We start from the raw sequence: 21743 nt of genomic DNA, 5'->3' as shown, positions 1-21743 counted from the left end.
TTCGCTCTGCATTCACCGGGCAGCGAGGCGCTATCCCGTTTCACGGCTGATCGACACGCTTTTTATCTGCGCATACAGCCACTGCCCGGCTTTGATCGCCAGCTCATCACGCGCCCAGGGGGTAATGCGCGCCCACAGTACACTGTCCCCTACCGCCAGTTTCACTTCGACCTGCCCGGCGCTTTCCAGACATTCGATGACCTTGGCCGGCAGGATATTGCGAATACTACTGTTGCTGGGCGGCTGCAATACCAGTGACACATCGGCCGCGTTAATGCGAATACGCAACGCGCTGCCAATCGGCGCAGCAATTGCGCTGACCCACAGGCGACGATCTCCCAGCCGCAATGCGGTCATCGCATAGCGCGGGTGATGTTCCAGCACGCTGACGCACAGCACGCTGCTCTGGTCCTCGCGCTGCAACCACGGTCGCAACGCACTGCTGGCCCAAACCTCTTCCAGGCCGCCGCAGGCCAGCACCCGCCCACCGTCCAGCACCATCACCTGTCCAGCCAGGCGCAGGATCTCATCCATACTGTGGCTAACGTACAGTATCGGGATGTTAACGTCCTGTGTCAGACGTTCCAGATACGGCAGCAGTTCGCGCTTGCGCGGTAAGTCCAGCGATGCCAGCGGTTCATCCATCAGCAGCAGTTCCGGCGCGGTCAGCAGCGCGCGACCAATCGCCACCCGCTGTTTCTCGCCGCCGGACAGCGTCAGCGGCAGTCGGTTAAGCAAGGGTTCGATGCCCAGCAGCTCAACGATGCCGTCAAACTGTCCACGCATCGACGGCGCCATGCCGTATTGCAGATTGCCACGCACCCGGTAGTGCGGGAACAGGCGCGCGTCCTGGAATACATAGCCGATGCGCCGCTTTTCGGCTGGCAAACACAGGCCGGCAGCGGTGTCCACCAGCGTGCGGCCATTGAGCACGATGCGCCCGCGATCCGGCCGGGTCAGCCCGCCAATGGCGTTGATTAACGAGGTTTTACCGGCACCGGACAGGCCGAAAATCGCCGTGATGCCCTGCGCCGGCAGCTCAGCCTGCACCTCCAGTTGCAGTTCCCCCAGCCGTTGGCTGACATCCAGCGTAAGCATTTCAGCCTCCCATCCGTTTACGGCCCCAACGGGCCAGCCATTCCGACGCCATCAGCGCAACCAGCGACAGTACGATGGCGATCGCACATAAACGGGCGGCGGCGGTCTCAGCGCCGGGCGTTTCGATCAAGGTGTACATCGCCAGCGGAATAGTACGGGTTTCACCGGGAATATTGGATACAAAGGTAATGGTGGCGCCAAATTCGCCCAGAGAACGGGCGAACGCCAGTACCACGCCGACGATCACCCCGGGCAACGACAGCGGCAGCGTAATGGTAAAAAACACCCGCCATGGCGATGCGCCAAGGGTGCGCGCGGCCTGTTCCAGACGGCTATCGACCGCCTCCAGCGCCAGCCGGATGGCGCGTACCATCAGCGGGAATGCCACCACCGCCGACGCCAGCGCCGCGCCACGCCAGCTGAAACTGAAGCTGAAGCCGAACCAGTCATACAGCCACTCGCCTATCGCACCGCGTCGTCCCATGACGATCAGCAGCAGATACCCCACCACCACCGGTGGCAACACCAATGGCAAATGGATAATGCTGTCCAGCAGCGATTTACCGGGGAAGTCGCAACGTACCAGGATCCAGGCGATCAGAATGCCCAACGGCAAACTGCCTATCACCGCCAGGCTGGCGACTTTCAGGCTCAGTTCAATGGCCTGCCATTCATACTCGCTAAGCATCATTGACGTGGGGAGAACCCATAACGTTGGAAGATTGCCGCGGCTTGCGGACTCTTCAGATAGGTATAGAAAGCGCTCACGCTCGGACTGTCATGGCCTTTGACTATCGCCATCGGATATTCAACCGGTTTGTGGCTCTCGGCCGGGAACACGCCGATCACCTTCACCTTATCGCTGGCGACGGCATCGGAACCGTAAACGATGCCCAGCGGCGCTTCCTGGCGCTCCACCAGCGCCATCGCGCTGCGTACGTTATTGGCACGCGCCAGTGTCGGTTCCAACCGCGGCCAGGCCTTGAGGCTTTGCAGCGCTTGCTTGGCATAAATACCGGCCGGCACGTGATCGGGATCGCCCACCGCCAGTCGGCCGCCGTCCAGCAGTCGAGCCCAGTCGGTTTGCGCCGTGATGGCGACCTTGTCCAGTTTGGCGTCCCTGGCGACGATCAGCACCAGATCGTTGCCGAGCAGGGTATAACGACTGTCTGCTACCATCTGCTCCTTGTCGATAGCGTAATCCATCCATTGCTGGTCGGCGGAGATAAACAGATCGGCAGGCGCGCCCTGCTCAATCTGCCGCGCCAGGGTGGATGAGGAAGCGAAGGAAGACACCACCTGCACGTTTTTACCCTGCTGATATTGCTCGGCAATATCCTGTAGCGCATTGGTTAACGACGCCGCGGCAAAAACGGTGATTTTATCTGCCGCCGAAGCCTGCATCACCATGCCGGATGCCAATACGATACCGCCGAGCCATTGAGTCCATTGCTGTTTCATCATTCCGCTCTCTTTGCCAATTATACGCCGGGTTAATTTTCGTTATATACAAAATGATATAACGTTGAGCAAAAGCTTGTCATGCGCTTTATGGTCGAATAATGCGTTTATCGGCAGTGGGGAAATTAACTTGAACAACGCCCGCCGCAGGCACGACGGGCGTCAGAAAAAGGGATCAGCTACGTTTTTCTTTTGAAGGGCTGGCTTTGGAGAAGATATTGAACACTTCCGCCAAGCCGTAGATCAGGCCGAGGATCACTGCCATGACGACGGGTACCATCACCACGGCGAACACTAGACTTTTCAATAATTCCAACATGTTAGCCTCACTTATACTGCGTATTTAAACAACGGCTCAACCTTTACTGTAAACTATATTCACGGTAAAAACGCGGGTATTTTAGCGACAGTGTGAAGTTAATCCTCAGCCAAACGTGCTGAAACCACGCGATTTGGCGCTTATCGTCAGATCGGCGACAATGGCAAAATCAACCTTTTGCAGCCGACAGGATGTGTCATGCAGGCCGAAATTCTTCTTACTCTCAAGCTCCAGCAAAAACTGTTTGCCGATCCGCGCCGCATTGCGCTGCTCAAACAGGTGGCACAGACCGGTTCAATCAGTCAGGGCGCCAAACTGGCAGGTATCAGCTACAAAAGCGCCTGGGACGCGATTAACGAAATGAACCTGCTGGCGGAGCACACCGTGGTGGAGCGCGCGACCGGCGGTAAAGGCGGTGGCGGTGCGCAAATTACCCGCTACGGTCAGCGGCTGATGCAGTTGTACGATCTGCTGGGCCAGATCCAGCAAAAAGCCTTTGATGTGTTGCAACAGGATGACACGCTGCCACTCGACAGCCTGTTGGCGGCAATTTCACGCTTTTCGCTGCAAACCAGCGCACGCAACCAGTTCTTCGCCACGGTGATCGAACGTGATGGCCAGCAGGTGCAGCAGCATGTCCAGCTGTTGCTGGCCGATGGGCACAGCCGTCTGACCGCCGCCGTCACCGAACAGAGCGCCGAGCGCCTGAAATTGTCGCCCGGCAAAGAGGTACTGGCACTGATCAAGGCGCCCTGGGTAAAACTCAATACCGATCCGGCGCTGGCCGGCGCCGCAGACAACGCCCTGAGCGGCAAGGTGGCCAGCATCCAGCCGGGTAGCGATCACAGTGAAGTGCTGGTGACGCTGAACGGTGGCGAAACCTTGTGCGCGACGGTAGCCAACCCGGAGCTACAACAGCTCAAACTGCGGCCCGGCATGGCGGTCAATGCCTTGTTCAATGCCGATCGGGTGATCGTCGCCACGCTGTGCTGAACGCAATGTGTCGTTGCATTTTTGTCAATTGACATCCCATGACGATGCGCTTATTTCTAATCCTAATAATTGCATAAAAAGGAATAGATGATGTCATCGTTGCACATTTCGCAAGGTTCATTCCGGTTAAGCGATACCCGTACCCTGACGCTGGACGAGATAACGATCCGTTGCGGCGACAGTTGGGCGTTCGTTGGCGCCAACGGCAGCGGCAAGTCTGCTCTGGCGCGTGCCCTGGCGGATGAACTGCCGTTACTGCGAGGTGAACGTCGCAGTGACTTTCAGCACGCGGTGCGAATTTCGTTTGAACAGTTGCAAAAGCTGGTCAGCGACGAATGGCAACGCAACAATACCGATATGCTGAGTCCGGACGAAGAGGACACCGGCCGTACTGCCGCAGAAATCATTCAGGAAGAGGTAAAAGATGCCGCGCGCTGCGCACAGCTGGCCGCCCAGTTCGGTATCAGCGCCCTGCTTGAGCGACGCTTCAAATATCTTTCCACCGGTGAAACCCGCAAAACGCTGCTGTGCCGCGCGCTGATGCCGCAGCCGGATCTGCTGATCCTCGACGAGCCGTTCGATGGACTGGACGTGAGTTCGCGCGCACAGCTGGCCGCTTTGCTGGCGACGCTGTCCCAGCAGGCCTGCACGCTGGTACTGGTCTTGAATCGTTTTGACGAAATTCCCGATTTTGTCCAGCAGGTCGGCATACTGGCGGATTGCACGCTGGCCAGCCAAGGTCCACGTGAGCAGGTGATGCGCGATGCGCTGGTGGCCCAGCTGGCACACAGCGAAAACCTCGCCGGTCTGGCGCTGCCGGAAAGCGACGATCCGCAGCAAACGTCGACGCTGCCGGCGGATCAGCCGTTGATCCTGTTACGCGACGGCGTGGTCAGCTACAACGATCGGCCGATCCTCAACCATCTCGACTGGCAGGTCAATCCCGGGGAGCACTGGCAAATCATCGGCCCCAACGGCGCCGGCAAATCCACCCTGCTCAGTTTGATCACCGGCGATCATCCACAGGGTTACAGCAACGATCTGACGCTGTTCGGCCGCCGACGCGGCAGCGGCGAAACCATCTGGGACATCAAACGTCATATCGGCTACGTCAGCAGTAGCCTGCATCTGGATTATCGCGTCAGCAGCAGCGTGCGCAACGTCATTACCTCCGGCTTCTTTGATTCCATTGGCATTTATCAGGCGGTTTCCGATCGCCAGCGGCAATTGACCGACCAATGGTTACAGCTGCTCGGACTGGACGGCGCACGCGGTGAAACGCCCTTCCACAGCCTTTCCTGGGGGCAGCAACGTCTGGCGCTGATCGCGCGCGCGCTGGTCAAGCACCCGGCGTTGCTGATTCTGGATGAGCCATTACAGGGACTGGATCCGATCAACCGCCAACTGGTGCGCCGTTTTGTTGACGTACTGATCGGCCAGGGCGCTACCCAGTTGCTGTTTGTGTCACACCATGCGGAAGATGCTCCTCAGTGCATCACCCATCGACTTAGCTTTATTGCCGACGCCGACGGCTACCGGTATCAATCTGCTAGCCTGGCGTAACCTGTATGGATGCGTGGTATTCCACGCATCTGCGACATATTCGGCAACACTTCCCCGCAGCACGTCACATCTGGCCTTTTATGATAAGGGGATGGAGAGCCGTTGCAGGAGAACACATGTCTACCGCACTGATTATTATCGATCTGATCGAGGATCTGATCGGCGCCACCGGGCGCGCCAACCAATGTCACCAACAGGTCGAACAGCATGCGGTTATCGCGCACGTCAATACTGCTGCGGCCTACGCCCGAGTGCGTAAAATCCCGGTGGTCTGGGTACGGGTGGGTTTTGCCGACGACTATCACGACATTCCCCCCCATTCGCCGCTGTTTGCTCGCTTAAAACAGGTAGGCGCTCTGCGCCGGAGCAGCCCCGGCTGCGAATGGGCGAGCGGGTTAGAGGTATATGAGCAAGATGTCTGCTTTGAAAAAACCGCCGTCTCGGCGTTTGCCGGTAACAATTTGTTAGTGTGGCTGCAGCAGCATCGTTACCATCATCTGTTGCTGGGCGGCGTCAGTACTCCGCTGGCGATTGAAAGCACCGCGCGACAGGCGCACGACAACGGCTTTCAGGTGACGGTACTGCAGGACTTATGCGCCGCGCCAAGCGAAGAGCTCCACCTGCAAAGTCTGGAAACGTTGCAGAATCTGGCAGAAATTACCCGCTCGCAACACTGGATGAAGCGCTGATTTCAACATCACGCCAGCCGCCTCGGCCGGCGTTTTATCCTAATTGCTCACTGCACCGACCTTGTCGGGCATTTGCTTATGTTACTATCCGGTTTACTCTCACTTCATTGGCTCATTACATGCCGAGATCGCAATGACTGCCTTCGGTAATGAGCGCCGTGTATTAATTTTAAAGGGATACGATTATGTGGGGCGTACTATCGGCTTCGTTGTTTTTTTTGCCATTTAATCGCCTGATTGCCTGGTGCATTCTGGCTGCCGCGACGGGCATGGGCATCTATCATCATATACTGACGCCGTCCAGCCTGGCCGGTATGGCCGTTCTCGCCGGGTTGGCCGCGTTGCGCCATCATTACCGCTCACAGCGCGGATTGGCCAGCGTGCTGGAAGCATTGCTGGTCGCCGGCTGCGTCGCGCTGTTCTTTCATCTGCTGCCAGGGTTCAATAATCCGCTGGCGATAGAGAACGTGAAAGCCGGCCCGCTCAGCGCGCCGTTCAATATGTACTACAACTTTGACAAGGCGCTGATACCGTTCCTGCTGTTTGCCTGTCTGCCCACCCTGTTCAACGCCGGCAAGGCGGAGAAAAACGTCGGCGTTGGGGCCTGGCTGGGGCTGTTCGCCAGCGTTCCGTTGCTGCTGCTGGTGGCGGTGGCGATTGGCGGACTCAAAATAGAACCTCATTTCCCGTACTGGATCCTGACCTTTAGCATGGCCAATCTGTTCTTTGTGTCGATGGCGGAAGAAGCGTTATTCCGCGGCTATCTGCAACAGCGGCTGGGCGCGTGGCTGGGAGCCTATCCGGCGCTGATCGTGGCATCGCTGCTGTTCGGTGCGGCACACTTCCCCGCCGGCATGCTGATGGTGACCTTCGCCACGCTGAGCGGGTTGATCTATGGCCTGGCCTGGATGTGGAGCGGCCGTTTATGGCTGCCTATCGCATTGCATTTTGGCCTCAACCTGATCCACCTGCTGTTTTTCACCTATCCGCTCTATCAACATCCATAAACTGTACACGTCGGCAGGGATTTTCCTGCCGATAATATGGATGAAAACGCTACCACCAATCGCTTCGCTATTGCTCACCGTGATGATATACGCCAATTAAAGAATCTGATTGACCTTGTCACACTTGGACGCCAGCCTGTGTAAACGATTCCATTTTTCGCGCTGGATCACCTTTTTATTGCCGCGAGCATGCTATCTTTTCAGCCATTAAATAGACAACGCCATCCGGCCGATGCCGGGCAACGGTGAATTGGAAGCGATTACACACCGCTGTGCAAGCATGCTGAAGGAAACGACATGACGGACTTTAATCCCATCGATCATCCACACCGCCGCTACAACCCGTTGACCGCGCAGTGGGTACTGGTTTCGCCGCACCGCGCCAAGCGACCGTGGCAAGGACAGCAAGAGGCTTCGGCGCCGGAAATGCTGCCGCAGCATGATGCGGACTGTTTCCTGTGCCCCGGCAATACCCGCGTCACCGGCGACCAGAATCCCGACTATCACAGCACCTATGTGTTCACCAACGATTTTGCCGCCCTGATGAGCGATACCCCGCAGGCGCCAGAAAGTGACGATCCGCTGATGCGCTGCCAAAGCGCCCGCGGTACCAGCCGGGTGATCTGCTTCTCGCCGGATCACAGCAAAACGCTGCCCGAATTGACGCTGGCGGCGCTGGAACAGGTGGTGGCAACCTGGCAAACGCAGACCACCGAACTGGGGCGCGACTACCCGTGGGTACAGGTTTTCGAGAACAAGGGCGCAGCCATGGGCTGCTCCAATCCGCATCCGCACGGCCAGATCTGGGCCAACAGTTTCCTGCCCAACGAGGCCGAACGCGAAGACCGACTACAGCGTGAATATTACGCGCAGCATCGCTCGGCGATGCTGGTGGATTATGCGCAACGTGAACTGGCCGATGGCAGTCGTACGGTGGTAGAAACCGAACATTGGCTGGCGGTGGTGCCCTATTGGGCCGCCTGGCCGTTTGAAACGCTGCTGCTGCCAAAGGCCGCAGTGCAGCGCATTAGCGAACTCAGCCCGCAGCAAAGCGCCGATCTGGCGCTGGCGCTGAAGAAACTGACCAGCCGTTATGACAATCTGTTCCAGTGTTCCTTCCCCTATTCCATGGGCTGGCACGGTGCGCCATTCAACCAGGCGGATAACCGCCACTGGCAATTGCATGCCCACTTCTACCCACCGTTGCTGCGCTCAGCCACGGTGCGCAAATTTATGGTGGGCTACGAGATGCTGGCGGAAACCCAGCGTGACCTGACCGCCGAACAGGCCGCCGAACGCCTGCGCGCCGTTAGCGATATTCATTACCGTGAAGCCCAAGTGAAGTAAGGAACCGCATAATGAGTTTGAAAAACCTGACACAAACCGTTTTCAGCGAACGCTTCGGTTACGCACCGACCATGACCATCCAGGCTCCCGGTCGCGTGAACCTGATCGGCGAACATACCGATTACAACGACGGCTTCGTACTGCCCTGTGCCATCGATTATCAAACGGTAATCAGCATTGCCAAACGCGACGATCGCCAGATCCGCGTGCTGGCCGCCGACTACCATCATCAACTGGATCAATTTTCCCTCGACGCCGCTATCGAAGCGCATCCACAACTGCAATGGGCCAATTACGTGCGCGGCGTGGTGAAACATCTGCAAAGCCGCAACGCCGACGTTGGCGGTGCGGATCTGGTGATCAGCGGCAATGTGCCCCAGGGGGCCGGCCTCAGTTCCTCAGCCTCGCTGGAAGTGGCCGTCGGCCAGGCGTTGCAGGCGCTGTACCAGCTGCCGCTCGACGGTGTGGCACTGGCGCTGAACGGCCAGGAAGCGGAGAACCAGTTCGTCGGCTGTAACTGCGGCATTATGGATCAGCTGATTTCCGCCCTCGGCCAAAAGGATCACGCCCTGTTGATCGACTGCCGCACGCTGGAAACGCGCGCGGTACCAATGCCCGCGGATGTTGCGGTGGTGATCATCAATTCCAACGTCAAACGTGGACTGGTCGACAGCGAATACAACACCCGCCGCAAGCAGTGCGAAGCGGCAGCCCGTTTCTTTGGCGTCAAGGCGCTGCGCGACGTCAGTCCGGCGCTGTTTTTCCCGATCCAGCATGAAATGGATCCGCTGGTGGCCAAGCGCGCGCGCCATGTAATCAGTGAAAACCAACGCACGCTGGCAGCGGCAGAGGCGCTGGCGGCCGGCGATCTGAAGCGAATCGGTGTGCTGATGGCCGAATCGCACGCGTCGATGCGCGACGACTTTGAAATCACCGTACCGCCGATCGACACGCTGGTCGAGATCGTGAAAGGCGTGATTGGCGATCGCGGCGGCGTTCGTATGACCGGTGGTGGCTTTGGTGGCTGTATCGTCGCGCTGATGCCGCTGGATCTGGTGGAAGCGGTTCGTAGCACGGTACAGCGCGAATATCCTAAACTGACCAACGGACTACAGGAAACCTTCTATATCTGCACTGCTTCACAAGGAGCCGGCCGATGCTGAACCATGACGACCTATTGGCCCCCGACGGCCAGCCGTTTACCCTGACGACGCTGCAAAACGCCGGCGGCATGAGCATTACGCTGATGGACTGGGGCGCGACCTGGCTGTCTGCGTTGCTGCCGTTGCATGACGGCTCACAGCGCGAGCTGCTGTTGGGATGCGCGTCACCGGCGCTCTATCCACGGCAGGACGCCTACCTTGGCGCTACCGTCGGCCGTTACGCCAACCGCATCGCCCACGCCAGCCTGACCGTCGACGGCGCGCCTTGCCCATTGGTCGCCAATCAGGGCGAACATCAGCTGCATGGCGGACCGCAGGGGTTTCACGCCCGCCGCTGGCAGATTGCCAGCCAGGATGCGCAGCAGGTGGTCTATCAACTGCATTCGGCCGATGGCGATCAGGGCTTCCCCGGTAATCTGCAGGTCAGCGTCAGCTACCACCTCACCGACGATCACCGGTTGGAAATCCGCTATCAGGCGCAGACCGATCGGGCGTGCCCGGTCAATCTCACCAACCACGCCTATTTTAATCTTGACGGCGCCGGTCAGGATGCGCGTCTGCAAACGCTGCAACTGTTTGCCGATCGTTATTTGCCGGTCGACAGCGAAGGCATTCCCTGCGCGCCGCTCAACGAGGTCAGCGGCAGCGGCATGGACTTCCGTCAGCCAAAAACCATCATGCAGGACCTGCTGCGCGATCGCGACCAGCAACGGGTAAAAGGCTACGATCACGCCTATCTGCTGCATACTGGCTGCGGCGCGTTGGCAAGCCCGGCGGCACACCTGTGGTCTGCGGACGGCAAGGTAAAAATGAGCGTGTTCACCGACGCGCCAGCGCTGCAATTGTACAGCGGCAACTACCTTGGCGGCGTACCGGCACGTGACGGCGGCAGCTATGCCAATTACGCCGGCGTGGCGCTGGAAAGCGAGTTCCTGCCCGACAGCCCGCATCACCCAGAGTGGCCGCAGCCAAGCTGTTGGCTACAGCCAGGGCAAACCTACCGCAGCGCCACCCATTATCAGTTTCTTGCATTATGATCGGCGTCCCCGTGCCATGCGGTGCGGGGCGTACTGTTATAAATCCTTACCGTTTTCCCTGCCCACGCCCCCCTCTGCCGCCTTTCCTTATCGTCAGGCGCACACTAGAATCAGGCTACCGTGATAGGCACAACGTCTTGTGCAACGTCACAATTTTCGGTCTTTATACCGCCCGTCATTGATGGTGCATCGCGGCGGCAGCCAGCTCCGTTTCGGCAACCGCCCGGTTCGGCGTCGAAGCAGACAGGCAGCGCCAGCAACGAGGCAGCGGCAACAACGGCTGTATAGCCCGGTTAATAGCTGAAGGAACACTTATGCGACTGATTACTGCACTCCCATTACTGGCCGGTTTACTGTTGAGCACTACCCTGATGGCAGCCGAAACGCCGGCCAAAACGCCGTCGCCGGCGCAGGCAGCCCAGCAAAAACGCATGACCGATTGCAATCAGCAAGCCACCACTCAATCACTGAAAGGCGCCGATCGCTCCACCTTTATGAGCACCTGCCTGAAGTCGGAAGGCCACAAGACTACCGATAAGGCGCTAACGCCACAGCAGCAGAAAATGAAGAGCTGCAACGCCGATGCCGCCAAGAAGAGCCTGAAAGGCGAAGAGCGCAAATCCTTTATGAGCGGTTGCCTGAAAAAAACCGCCTGACCGCCTTGCCCCTCGGCGCGCTACTGCGCGCCGTCATCCCTGTTTTGCCGCCTGAACGATTCAGCTTTTCCGCACGCCAACCCTTACTAAACGGCAATAAATTCGCTATGGTTTAACACTATCGATTGCCGCGCCGACCATGGCGGCAATATAATGATATTAGTTATCATTGAACTGTCAGATTATTAAGGAGTTAAGCTATGGCTGTAACTAAGCTGGTTCTGGTGCGTCACGGCGAAAGCCAGTGGAACAACGAAAACCGCTTTACCGGTTGGTATGATGTTGATCTGTCCGATAAAGGCCGCACCGAAGCGAAAGCAGCTGGCAAGCTGTTGAAAGATGAAGGTTTCGCTTTCGACTTCGCTTATACCTCCGTACTGAAGCGCGCGATCCACACCCTGTGGAGCGTACTGGACGAACTGGATCAGGCCTGGCTGCCGACCGAAAAATCCTGGAAGCTGAACGAACGCCACTACGGTGCGTTGCAGGGTCTGAACAAAGCGGAAACCGCAGAAAAATACGGTGACGAGCAGGTTAAGCAATGGCGTCGCGGCTTCGCGGTAACGCCACCAGAACTGACCAAGGACGACGAGCGCTACCCTGGCCATGACCCGCGTTACGCAGCGCTGACCGAAAGCGAACTGCCACTGACCGAAAGCCTGGCGCTGACCATCGATCGCGTTATCCCTTACTGGGACGCTGAAATCCTGCCACGCATCAAAAGCGGTGAGCGCGTGATCATCGCCGCCCACGGTAACTCCCTGCGTGCGCTGGTGAAATACCTGGACAACCTGAGCGAAGATGAAATCCTCGAGCTGAACATCCCGACCGGCGTGCCGTTGGTGTATGAGTTCGATGAAAACTTCAAACCACTCAAACGATACTACCTGGGCAATGCCGACGAAATCGCTGCGAAAGCCGCTGCCGTCGCCAACCAGGGTAAAGCGAAGTAATTTTCGCCCCCATATAAAAAGCCCCCGGTTTGCGCCGGGGGCTTTTTTTATGCCGTCAATTTACAGGCTACGACGGGCTTTTACCGCCGCGGCCAGATTGCGCAGCACGGTTTCGGTATCGTCCCAACCGATGCAGGCGTCGGTAACGCTCTTACCGTAAACCAGCGGTTCGCCGCTTTCCAGATTCTGATTGCCTTCTACCAGATGGCTTTCGATCATCACGCCGATCACCGCTTTCTCGCCGCCGCTAATCTGCTGGCAAACGTCAGCGCTGACGTCCATTTGCTTTTTGAACTGTTTGCTGCTGTTAGCGTGGCTAAAATCGATCATCACGTTGGCCGGCAGACCCGCTTTGCCCAGCCCCTCTTTTACCGCCTTGACGTGAGCCGCGCTGTAGTTTGGCTCTTTGCCGCCGCGCAGAATGATATGGCAGTCGCCATTGCCGCTGGTGTTGACAATGGCGGAATGCCCCCACTTGGTCACCGACAGGAAGCAATGTGGCGCGCTGGCAGCGTTGATGGCGTCGATCGCCACTTTAATGGTGCCATCGGTGCCATTCTTGAAGCCCACCGGGCAGGACAGGCCGGACGCCAGCTCACGGTGCACCTGAGACTCGGTGGTACGTGCGCCGATCGCTCCCCAGCTCATCAGGTCCGCCAGGTATTGCGGGGTGATCATGTCAAGGAACTCCCCCGCTGCCGGCAGCCCGCTGTCGTTGATATCCAGCAGCAGCTTACGCGCCAGACGCAGGCCTTCATTGATCTGGAAGCTGTTGTCCATCAGCGGATCGTTGATCAGCCCTTTCCAGCCCACGGTGGTACGCGGCTTTTCAAAATAAACGCGCATCACCACTTCCAGCTCGCCTTGCAGTTCCTGACGCAGCGTCAGCAGGCGAGCGGCGTATTCCTTGGCCGCTTTGGTGTCATGGATCGAGCACGGCCCGATCACCACCAGCAGACGATCGTCGCTGCCACGGAGAATTTTATGAATTGCGCTACGCGCCAATGACACCGTTTCCGCTGCCCGTTCGCTGGCCGGGTATTTCTCCAACAGCGCCACCGGTGGCAACAGTTCCTTGATTTCTGTAATGCGCAAGTCGTCGTTTTGGTAGGTCATAACATTTCCATTCGGTATCAACAGGGGTAATTCGCAATGCGTAGATCCAACCAATCTAGCCTGTGCGACTGGCGCTGTAAATCACCTTTGACCAGCTGAATGAGAGCTGTCTGGTTGATCGTCATGACATATAAACTAAACTTACCAATTAACGGCAGCTCAGCGAGCGGCCACAGCATACAGCCGCTCACCATCAGTCACGAATCTGTAACAATGATGGAGAAACATTATGAATAAACTTGCGACCCTGCTCCTGACACTGTGTATGGCCTTGGCCAGCGGCGCGGCGCTGGCAGAAGATAGCGGCTCCAACAGCAATAATGGCCATGCCAATATGACCAAAAGCGAAGGGGCTAAAGACGCCATGCCGCCCAATAACGTTGATAACAGCCAAATCAACACCAACGGCGACAGCCAAAGCAATGGACAGAACAACAGTCAGAACATGAGCAAGGATGAAATGCACAAGCGTGCAATGTGCAAAGACGGCCGCTGCCCGGATCCGCAAAAAAAGGACCAGGCTGAAAAAGAAGGGATGGATCAGCCGCCCCGGCAATGATCGACGGCGATCCAGGGGAGCATCCGCTCCCCTTTTTCGTTATGCTAACGCTCAGGACTCTCTGACTTGAGCACCATAATGCACTCTCTATTGTTGGTAGATGACCACCCGGTGGTTCATGTCGCATTGGAAGCGGCGCTGATGACTTCCCCCCACGCCTATGCGCTGCACGCCGTACATAACGATACGCAGGCGCTGAGCGAACTGGCGGCCAACCGTTTTGATCTGGTGATTCTGGACATTGGTCTGCCGCAGGTAGACGGCCTGCAACTGCTGAAAAAAATTCGCCGTCATTATCCGCAACAGGCGATGCTGATTTACACCGCGCAGGAAGAAGAGGTGTATGCACGTATGGCCTACAGCGCCGGCGCCAACGGTTTCGTCCACAAGGGCAAGCCTTTGGAACAGCTGGTGCAGGCGATCGACGCGGTGCTCGGCGGCGCAAGCGGCTTTCCCGCCGACCTGCCGACTGACGAGACAGCGGCAACCGACAGCCCCCAGTTGACGCCGAAAGAGCTGCAGGTGCTCGGGCTACTCAGCAAGGGACTGTCGAATCTGCAAATCGCCGCAATGCTAAACATCAGCAACAAGACCGTCAGCACCCACAAAAAGAACATCCTGCGCAAGACCGGCGCCAGTAACCTGCTTGAACTGGTCGCGGTGTTCAAAGAGCTGACGCCATAATGCACCGCTGGCTGCTGCTGTTGCTGTTGTTATGCCTGTGCGGCACCGCGCGAGCCGAGCCGCCGCAGCGCTACCAGTTGATCAGCAATCTGACCCTCCCCACCAATATGCTGATCGCCGGCGAAAAAACGCCTTGGCGTGAGCGTACCGTACGGGTAGGTATCATCAGTGAAAATACCAGCCCTTATAACATTCTGGTGGATGAGGATTTATACGGTTTGAACGCCGATTACCTCGACTATATTCAACAGGTAACGGGCATTCGCTTCGCCATTTATGGCTTTGCCGACCTGCCGCAGCTAAAGCAGGCACTGCAGCGCGGCGACATCGATCTGCTGTACGGCATACCGCAACACGCGGCGCTGCACGGTTTGACGCTTTCGCAGCCGTATTACGTCAGTAATCTGCGCGTGCTGCGCGATCGTGCCAATAAGCGTCAGGTGATGCTCAATTCCGCCGATGCGCGCGTCGCCATCGGCGCCCTGACCGATATGCAGGCCGGTTCGGCGCTCCAGGCGGTAACGTCGCACCTGCAACGTTACGAAAATAATCTGCAGGCGGTGTACGCCTTGCTCAACGGCAGCAGCGACTATTTTATCGCAGACGAAGCCAGCGCCAGTTTTATCCTCGATCAGCTGCAATTGGGGCAACTCTACCAAATCGAAAGCAGCGTCAATCTTGGCAATTTATCGTTTGTGTTTGCGGCAGCCAACCGCTCATTAATAACCACGCTGAATACCGCTATCGCCAACACCCCAATGGAGCTGATGAATACCATCCAACGTCGCTGGAGTAAGAAAATCCCCAGCTACCTGGACAGCGGCAATGCCGATCTGACCCAAATGGAGCAGCAGTGGGTCGATCGGCACCGCAGCGTGACCTTTGCCGCCATCGAGAACGATTTCCCGTTTGCCTATCGCGGCTCCGATGGTCAACCACACGGTTATGCCATCGATATCCTCAATATCATTGCGCAAAATACCGGCATGCAGTTTGTTCCCCGCTGGGCGCGCAATGCCGAGCAGGCCGACCGGCTGGTGAGCGACGGCCATGCCAGTTTCCGTATCGCCCTGCCTTTGGCGCACGGGGTGAAGGCACGCTACGCGGCCAGCATGCCGATCCACCGTGCGTTATGGGGCGTGTACATCGGCCAATATGCCAGCGGCGTCTCAGGCTGGAGCAGCCTGCATGGCAAGCGCATCGGCTTTGTGCGCGGCGACCTCGGGCAAAGCCTGATCCCGGCCGACGGTGTCGCCATTGCCTTCAATGACGGCAAAGCAATGTACGACGCGCTGGCCAATGGGCAGTTGGATGCCCTGATCGACAATATCATTTCAGCCAATTTCGTTGCCCTTTCGCGTTACTCTGGTGCCATCAAGCTGGCGTTTGCCGCCAATAACGTTGCCTATCCCATCGCCTTCGGCGTTCAGCCGAACCAGCCGTTGCTGCTGGCGATCATCGATAAAAACCTGATGCAGATCCCGGCCGAAACGCTGCAATCGCTGCGCGACGAATGGATCGTCGATCGCAGCAGTTTAATTGACGCAGTGAATGATAACCGCATGCAACCGCAAACTACCTGGCTGCTGGCGCTGCTTGGTGCCTGCGTTGCGTTGTTACTGCTCTTGCTGCTACGCCGTTATATTCAACAACGCCGCGAACGGCGTGAGCGAGCGCAGCTGGAGTTGGCGCGGCAACAAGCCGAAGCGGAAAACCGCAGAAAGAGTAAATTCCTCGCCACCATCAGCCATGAATTGCGTACGCCGATGCATGCGATCCTCGGCCTGTTGGAACTGGAGCTGAAACAGCCATCGGCGGCCAGCAGCCTGCCGGTGATCTACAGTTCGGCATCCTCATTGCTGAACCTGCTGAATGACCTGCAGGATCACGCCAAGCTGGAAACCGGCTCGCTGACTTTGGCTCCGAAGGCGCTGGCACTGCGGCCCTGGGCGGAGCACCTTGGCGCGCTGTATCGTCCGCTGATCGGCCAACGGCCGGTGACGCTGGAGATTCATCTCGGCGAGACGTTGCCTGTCGCACTGATGCTTGATGGTGAGCGTTTACTCCAGGTAGCGAATAATCTGATCAACAATGCGATCAAATTCACCCCTCGCGGCAACATTGATATCAGCCTGGACTGGCAGCCGCAGGAGGCGCAACGGGGAGAATTACGGCTGAGCGTGTCCGATAGCGGTTGTGGCATCGCCGCCGGTGAAATTGACCGGCTTTTCCAGCCGTTTTATCGCGCGCGCAGCGCCCAGCGCATTTCAGTACAGGGCACCGGGCTGGGATTGTCGATTTGTAAAGAGATCGTCGAGCAAATGGGCGGGCATATTCAGCTGCAATCACAGGCCGGCGTTGGCACCCAGGTGCATGTCGTTATCCCTGCCTCGCTGGCGGAGAGTAAGGCAGACGGTCTGCCACAGGCCACACCGCCGACATTACCCACCCCGTCGCTGCGGGTGGCGTTGATTGACGACCACCCAACCAACCTGCTGCTGATGCAACGCCAGTTACAGCACTTCGGCCTTGCGCCCACGCTATTTGAACGCGGCCATGACCTGTTGAAAGCCCACCGTCAGCAGCCGTTCGCCATGCTGTTTATCGATTACAATATGCCTCGTCCAGACGGCCTGACGTTGGCGCGGCTAATACGCCGCGACGAGCAACGACGTGGACTGGCCGCCAGCCAAATCGTGCTGTGCTCGGCCGACGTGCAGGAGTTTACCCGTATTCCAGCCGAGTCGCTGGCGGTCGATCGGTTGCTGACCAAACCGATCCCGCTGGCGGTCCTTGGTCAACTGTTGTCTCAGGCCGCACCTGGGGTAAGATCGCAGTCAGCCCTTACTGACCTAAAAAACGTACTGTCCGCCATGGCCGGCCACCACCCGGCGATGCAACACAAGCTGGCAACCACGCTAGTGGCCACCCTGCGCGAAGATCGTCAGCGTGCCAGCGAGGCGGCCGAGCGGCAGCAATGGGCGCTATTGGGCCAGGCGGCACATCGCATCAAAGGCAGTGTGCTGATGCTGCAACTGCCGCAGGCGGCTCAAGCGTGCCAACAGGTGATCGATGCCGCACATGCGCAACGGTTAGCGCCAGATGCCTATACTGATATGATGGCGTCGGTGGCAGAAATACTGAGCGGACTGGATAGCCTGCTCAGCGCTGGCGAATCATGTTTTTATCACGCAAAGGGATAACAGATGTCGGAAACCTCTCACGTTCACCTGCCGAAAGACAGTAATAGTAAACGCCTACTGACCGCTTTTCTGGTCACTGCCGTCTTTATGATCGCCGAAGCGATCGGCGGACTGCTTTCCGGTTCGCTGGCGCTGCTGGCGGATGCCGGACATATGCTCACCGACGCCGCGGCCCTGCTGGTGGCACTGATGGCCGTGCACTTTTCGCAACGCAAGCCCAATGCACGCCACACCTTTGGCTATTTGCGACTGACCACCCTGGCCGCGTTTCTCAACGCCGCTGCACTGCTGGTTATCGTGGTATTCATTCTGTGGGAGGCGATACGGCGCTTCTTCGAACCACAGCCGGTAATGGGCACGCCGATGCTGATTATTGCTATCGCCGGCCTGTTGGCCAATCTGTTCGCCTTTTGGTTACTGCATCGCGGCAGTGAAGAAAAAAACATCAACGTTCGTGCCGCTGCGCTGCACGTGTTGGGGGATTTGCTCGGCTCGGTCGGAGCCATTGCCGCTGCAGTGGTCATTCTCACTACCGGCTGGACGCCGATTGACCCGATCCTGTCGGTGTTGGTGTCATGCCTGGTATTGCGCAGCGCCTGGAAACTGCTGAAAGAAAGTTTCCATGAACTGCTGGAAGGGACACCGCAAGAAGTGGATATCGCCAAACTGCAAAAAGACCTGTGCCTGAATTTGCCGGAGGTGCGGAATATTCACCACGTGCACGTGTGGCAAATCGGTGAGCAACGACTGATGACGCTGCATGCCCAGGTTATTCCACCGCACGATCATGACGGGCTGCTGCGGCGTATCGAAGCCTATTTACTGACGCATTACCAGATTGGCCATGCCACCATTCAGATGGAATACCAACACTGTGACGCGCCGGATTGCGGTATCAACCGCGCCCCAGAGCCGAGTGAACACTCACATTCTCATCTGGGGCATCACCATTGAGCCAACGGGGCGCATTGCAGCGCCCCTAGCGGTTTACTCGCCTGAAGACAGCGGTCGGGATTGGTTCCTGGCCGCGCTACGTATCCACAGCCAGGAACCGTTGAGCGCAATCAGCGTCAGGATCACGTATTCCAACGCCATGGCGTAAACTCCCTGATAGGCAAATATGGCTACGCTGATAACGTCAATTACCACCCACAGCAGCCAGTTTTCAACGTATTTGCGCGTCATCAGGATCATCGCCACAATCGACAGCACCATCATGGTGGAATCCCAGAACGGGAAGGCGTCCGGCTGTAGCTCTGGCTGCTGTACCTGTATACCGAGCATTTGCATCACCGCCACTGCAATCTGCGTCAACCAGGCAAATACCCGGTCGATGTTGAAGGTCATCAGCAAGATACCGAGCACGCATACCAGCGCCCAGCCGAGGGCCTTTGGCAGCGACAGCCAGCGAATTTGCAGCTCCGCCTGATGATCCGCCGTCTGGCGGCTCCAGGCATACCAGCCGTAAATATTGGCGCCAAAAAAGAACAGCTGCAGCAGCAGACTGGCGTACAGCTGGATCTGGAAGAAAATCACCGCAAACAGCGTAACGTTGATCAAGCCGAACAGGTAGTTAATGATTTTTTCTTTGCTGGCATACCAGATGCATAGCAGACCGAACAGGGTACCGATGGCTTCAATCCACGACAGATCGTAGCCACCGGCACCCAACGGGATGTGCACCATGATATTGCTGGTACTGAAAAAGCTCATCTGGCCTTCCTTATCTCGTGGTGAGTTTTATGCGTTCCCTTTAACCTGCATTTTCAGCTGTGCGGCAAAATCTAACATGCGGTTGAGCGGTATCAGCGCCTTGGTGCGCAGTGCGCTATCCACCAGGATCTCATGTTGTACACCGCCCTGCTCTAGCCCCTCGGCAATCGCCTGCAAACCGTTCATCGCCATCCATGGACAGTGCGCGCAACTGCGGCAGGTCGCACCCTCGCCCGCCGTCGGCGCTTCGAACAGCTCTTTGTCCGGACATGCCTGCTGCATTTTGTAGAAAATACCGCGATCGGTGGCAACAATCAGTTGCCGATGCGGCAGTTGCCGTGCGGCCTGAATCAGCTGGCTGGTGGAGCCGACGGCATCAGCCAGTTCTACCACCGCCTGCGGTGACTCCGGATGCACCAGTACCGCCGCGTTCGGATATAACCCCTTCATGCGCAGCAACGCCTGGGTTTTAAATTCGTCATGAACGATGCAGGCACCCTGCCAGCATAGCACGTCGGCAGCGGTTTGTTTCTGTACGTAATTACCGAGGTGGCGATCCGGCGCCCAGAGGATTTTTTCCCCCAGGCTGTCGAGATGTTCAATCAGTTCAACGGCGATGCTGGAGGTCACTACCCAGTCGGCGCGCGCTTTTACCGCCGCGGAGGTGTTGGCGTAAACCACCACCGTACGGTCCGGATGCTGGTCGCAAAAGGCATTGAATTCTGCTTCAGGGCAACCGAGATCCAACGAGCATTCAGCAAACAGCGTCGGCATCAGCACGGTTTTTTCCGGACTAAGAATTTTGGCGGTTTCGCCCATAAACCTTACGCCGGCCACCAACAGCGTCGAGGCCGGATGCTGGCTGCCAAAACGTGCCATTTCCAACGAGTCCGCCACGCAGCCACCGGTTTCTTCCGCCAATGCCTGGATTTCAGGATCGGTATAATAGTGCGCGACCATCACCGCATCGCGCTGTTTAAGCAGCTTTTTTATTTTTTCGCGATAGAAGGCTTTTTCCGCCTGGTCCAGCGTTGCCGGTTTGGGCGGGAAAGGATAAATCGCCGCGTTGACATCAAACATTTCACTCATCACCGTCATCTCGTGCTAGGCTGGGCGCCTGCCGGACCTGTGTTGCTATCCTCTTCGCGCCCTTGTTTTACATACTAAACAAAATACCTAATTCATAGCAAAAAGTCGCTGTAATTTTCATCTATTGGCGAAAAATGTTTATTTTGCAGAACATGAGGCGCCATTTGCAGTCATCACCGAGCCGGTGCTGCCTTACTTAAACAACAATGCGTCAGGGTACTGGCGGCTGGTATCAACGAGCTTGCCGGGTAGCGGAGATGCTGGCGAACCTCAACCTAGGTATCTGGCATGGCATCTTTGCGTATGGTAGGTCGGCGTTCGAGATTACACCGAGCTCAAATGCAAAAAAAGCGCCTAAAGAGTGCGGTTACGGGTAGAAGAAATCGTGCAGGATTGACTCGGCCGTTGGCCTCGCCTTGCGGGCAACGCTATGCGTTGTCGTCTCGCTTCGCTTATTACTCGTCTCATCCATGAGACTCGCCCTGCGGGCCAGCGCAAGCGCTGTTCAAAATCGCTCCCGGCGATTTTGTCGAACCTGAACGCAGGTCCTCACCCACACGACATCTTTGCGTATGGTAGGTCGGCGCTCGAGATTACACCGAGCTCAAATGCAAAAAAAGCGCCTAAAGGCGCTTTTTTCTAAATTGGTGGGTCGTGCAGGATTCGAACCTGCGACCAATTGATTAAAAGTCAACTGCTCTACCAACTGAGCTAACGACCCATGCAGTGGTGGGTGATGACGGGCTCGAACCGCCGACCCCCTCCGTGTAAAGGAGATGCTCTACCAACTGAGCTAATCACCCACTGACGTGGTTTACTGCTAATCCGTCTGAAGCCGTTGCTTGCCAATCCGTCAAGAATTGGTGGGTCGTGCAGGATGACGCGGCTTGCGCCTTGCCCTTCGGGCCATCACTGGGTGATGTTGTCTCGCTTGCGCTCGACTCGAACCTTGACGGTTCTCATCCTTTTCGACTCAACGCTTGCCAATCCGTTAAGAATTGGTGGGTCGTGCAGGATTCGAACCTGCGACCAATTGATTAAAAGTCAACTGCTCTACCAACTGAGCTAACGACCCACTGACGTGGTTTACTGC

At 57.4% G+C, this 21743-nt stretch carries 20 protein-coding genes, 3 tRNA genes and 1 other RNA gene; 13 read left to right on the top strand and 11 right to left on the bottom strand.

Annotated elements, in window-relative coordinates; genetic code table 11:
• Positions 1-30 precede the first annotated feature (30 nt).
• The 4 genes from modC to AC2AXP_RS02045 form a co-directional block, all read right to left on the bottom strand.
• Complete coding sequence (modC, locus tag AC2AXP_RS02060) at positions 31-1098, bottom strand: molybdenum ABC transporter ATP-binding protein ModC (protein ID WP_004965717.1); 1068 nt, start codon at positions 1096-1098, stop codon at positions 31-33.
• A gap of 1 nt (position 1099) precedes the next feature.
• Positions 1100-1789 carry a molybdate ABC transporter permease subunit gene (modB, locus tag AC2AXP_RS02055; protein WP_004965720.1) on the bottom strand — a complete coding sequence of 230 codons (690 nt, stop codon included), beginning with the start codon at positions 1787-1789 and terminating at the stop codon, positions 1100-1102.
• On the bottom strand, positions 1786-2559 hold the full coding sequence (gene modA / locus AC2AXP_RS02050) for a molybdate ABC transporter substrate-binding protein (RefSeq protein ID WP_484381641.1): 774 nt from the start codon (positions 2557-2559) through the stop codon (positions 1786-1788). The genes modB and modA overlap by 4 nt, the downstream gene beginning before the upstream one ends.
• A 175-nt stretch (positions 2560-2734) precedes the next feature.
• Complete coding sequence (locus tag AC2AXP_RS02045) at positions 2735-2878, bottom strand: AcrZ family multidrug efflux pump-associated protein (protein WP_004965725.1); 144 nt, start codon at positions 2876-2878, stop codon at positions 2735-2737.
• Between the two features lie 198 nt (positions 2879-3076).
• On the opposite strand from AC2AXP_RS02045, the gene modE reads away from it, so the two are divergent.
• The 9 genes from modE to gpmA all read left to right on the top strand — a co-directional run bounded on the left by modE (position 3077) and on the right by gpmA (position 12286).
• The gene (gene modE / locus AC2AXP_RS02040; protein WP_004965730.1) at positions 3077-3871 is read left to right on the top strand and encodes a molybdenum-dependent transcriptional regulator; all 795 of its coding nucleotides are present in this window, start codon (positions 3077-3079) and stop codon (positions 3869-3871) included.
• 90 nt (positions 3872-3961) lie between these two features.
• Positions 3962-5434, top strand: coding sequence for a molybdate ABC transporter ATP-binding protein ModF (gene modF, locus AC2AXP_RS02035; protein WP_039992355.1), 1473 nt, complete (start codon positions 3962-3964; stop codon positions 5432-5434).
• 116 nt (positions 5435-5550) lie between these two features.
• Positions 5551-6123 carry a cysteine hydrolase family protein gene (locus tag AC2AXP_RS02030; protein ID WP_273866943.1) on the top strand — a complete coding sequence of 191 codons (573 nt, stop codon included), beginning with the start codon at positions 5551-5553 and terminating at the stop codon, positions 6121-6123.
• A gap of 185 nt (positions 6124-6308) precedes the next feature.
• Positions 6309-7130, top strand: a complete 822-nt coding sequence (locus tag AC2AXP_RS02025) for a CPBP family intramembrane glutamic endopeptidase (protein ID WP_430298936.1) — start codon at positions 6309-6311, stop codon at positions 7128-7130.
• 297 nt (positions 7131-7427) lie between these two features.
• Positions 7428-8477, top strand: a complete 1050-nt coding sequence (gene galT / locus AC2AXP_RS02020) for a galactose-1-phosphate uridylyltransferase (protein WP_430298935.1) — start codon at positions 7428-7430, stop codon at positions 8475-8477.
• Between the two features lie 11 nt (positions 8478-8488).
• Positions 8489-9640, top strand: coding sequence for a galactokinase (gene galK / locus AC2AXP_RS02015; RefSeq protein ID WP_004965743.1), 1152 nt, complete (start codon positions 8489-8491; stop codon positions 9638-9640).
• The gene (galM, locus tag AC2AXP_RS02010) at positions 9634-10677 is read left to right on the top strand and encodes a galactose-1-epimerase (protein WP_004965745.1); all 1044 of its coding nucleotides are present in this window, start codon (positions 9634-9636) and stop codon (positions 10675-10677) included. The genes galK and galM overlap by 7 nt, the downstream gene beginning before the upstream one ends.
• Before the next feature lie 314 nt (positions 10678-10991).
• Positions 10992-11333 (top strand): PsiF family protein, encoded by a 342-nt coding sequence (locus AC2AXP_RS02005; RefSeq protein ID WP_004965748.1) that lies wholly within the window; start codon positions 10992-10994, stop codon positions 11331-11333.
• Between the two features lie 200 nt (positions 11334-11533).
• Entirely contained in the window at positions 11534-12286 is a 753-nt protein-coding gene (gpmA, locus tag AC2AXP_RS02000; RefSeq protein ID WP_004965750.1) for a 2,3-diphosphoglycerate-dependent phosphoglycerate mutase, read from the top strand.
• Between the two features lie 60 nt (positions 12287-12346).
• Here the strand turns inward: gpmA and aroG are convergent, their stop codons facing one another.
• A complete protein-coding gene (aroG, locus tag AC2AXP_RS01995; RefSeq protein ID WP_004965752.1) occupies positions 12347-13402 on the bottom strand; it encodes a 3-deoxy-7-phosphoheptulonate synthase AroG in 1056 nt (351 codons plus the stop codon).
• Between the two features lie 229 nt (positions 13403-13631).
• Here aroG and AC2AXP_RS01990 point away from each other — a divergent pair, with 229 nt between their 5' ends.
• From AC2AXP_RS01990 to zitB, 4 genes are all read left to right on the top strand, one after another.
• Positions 13632-13961: a protein YbgS gene (locus AC2AXP_RS01990; RefSeq protein WP_004965756.1), complete on the top strand. Its 330-nt coding sequence runs from the start codon at positions 13632-13634 to the stop codon at positions 13959-13961.
• A 78-nt stretch (positions 13962-14039) separates the two neighbouring features.
• Positions 14040-14645 carry a response regulator gene (locus tag AC2AXP_RS01985; protein WP_004965759.1) on the top strand — a complete coding sequence of 202 codons (606 nt, stop codon included), beginning with the start codon at positions 14040-14042 and terminating at the stop codon, positions 14643-14645.
• The gene (locus AC2AXP_RS01980; protein WP_430298933.1) at positions 14645-17848 is read left to right on the top strand and encodes an ATP-binding protein; all 3204 of its coding nucleotides are present in this window, start codon (positions 14645-14647) and stop codon (positions 17846-17848) included. Before AC2AXP_RS01985 ends, AC2AXP_RS01980 begins: the two co-directional genes overlap by 1 nt.
• Positions 17849-17851: 3 nt before the next feature.
• Positions 17852-18802 carry a CDF family zinc transporter ZitB gene (zitB, locus tag AC2AXP_RS01975; RefSeq protein ID WP_004965763.1) on the top strand — a complete coding sequence of 317 codons (951 nt, stop codon included), beginning with the start codon at positions 17852-17854 and terminating at the stop codon, positions 18800-18802.
• Between the two features lie 33 nt (positions 18803-18835).
• Here the strand turns inward: zitB and pnuC are convergent, their stop codons facing one another.
• The 6 genes from pnuC to AC2AXP_RS01945 all read right to left on the bottom strand — a co-directional run bounded on the left by pnuC (position 18836) and on the right by AC2AXP_RS01945 (position 21725).
• Positions 18836-19561, bottom strand: a complete 726-nt coding sequence (pnuC, locus tag AC2AXP_RS01970; RefSeq protein WP_004965765.1) for a nicotinamide riboside transporter PnuC — start codon at positions 19559-19561, stop codon at positions 18836-18838.
• Between the two features lie 27 nt (positions 19562-19588).
• Positions 19589-20650, bottom strand: a complete 1062-nt coding sequence (nadA, locus tag AC2AXP_RS01965; protein ID WP_198774138.1) for a quinolinate synthase NadA — start codon at positions 20648-20650, stop codon at positions 19589-19591.
• Between the two features lie 645 nt (positions 20651-21295).
• Positions 21296-21371, bottom strand: a tRNA-Lys gene (locus tag AC2AXP_RS01960).
• A 6-nt stretch (positions 21372-21377) separates the two neighbouring features.
• A tRNA-Val gene (locus tag AC2AXP_RS01955) sits at positions 21378-21453 on the bottom strand.
• 58 nt (positions 21454-21511) lie between these two features.
• Positions 21512-21634: non-coding RNA, RtT sRNA (locus AC2AXP_RS01950), on the bottom strand.
• A 15-nt stretch (positions 21635-21649) separates the two neighbouring features.
• A tRNA-Lys gene (locus AC2AXP_RS01945) sits at positions 21650-21725 on the bottom strand.
• Positions 21726-21743 lie beyond the last annotated feature (18 nt).

The organism is Serratia sp. Sp408 (assembly GCF_057180665.1).
Note: the sequence above shows the minus strand (reverse complement) of the source record. Positions and strands in the feature narration are given on the sequence as shown.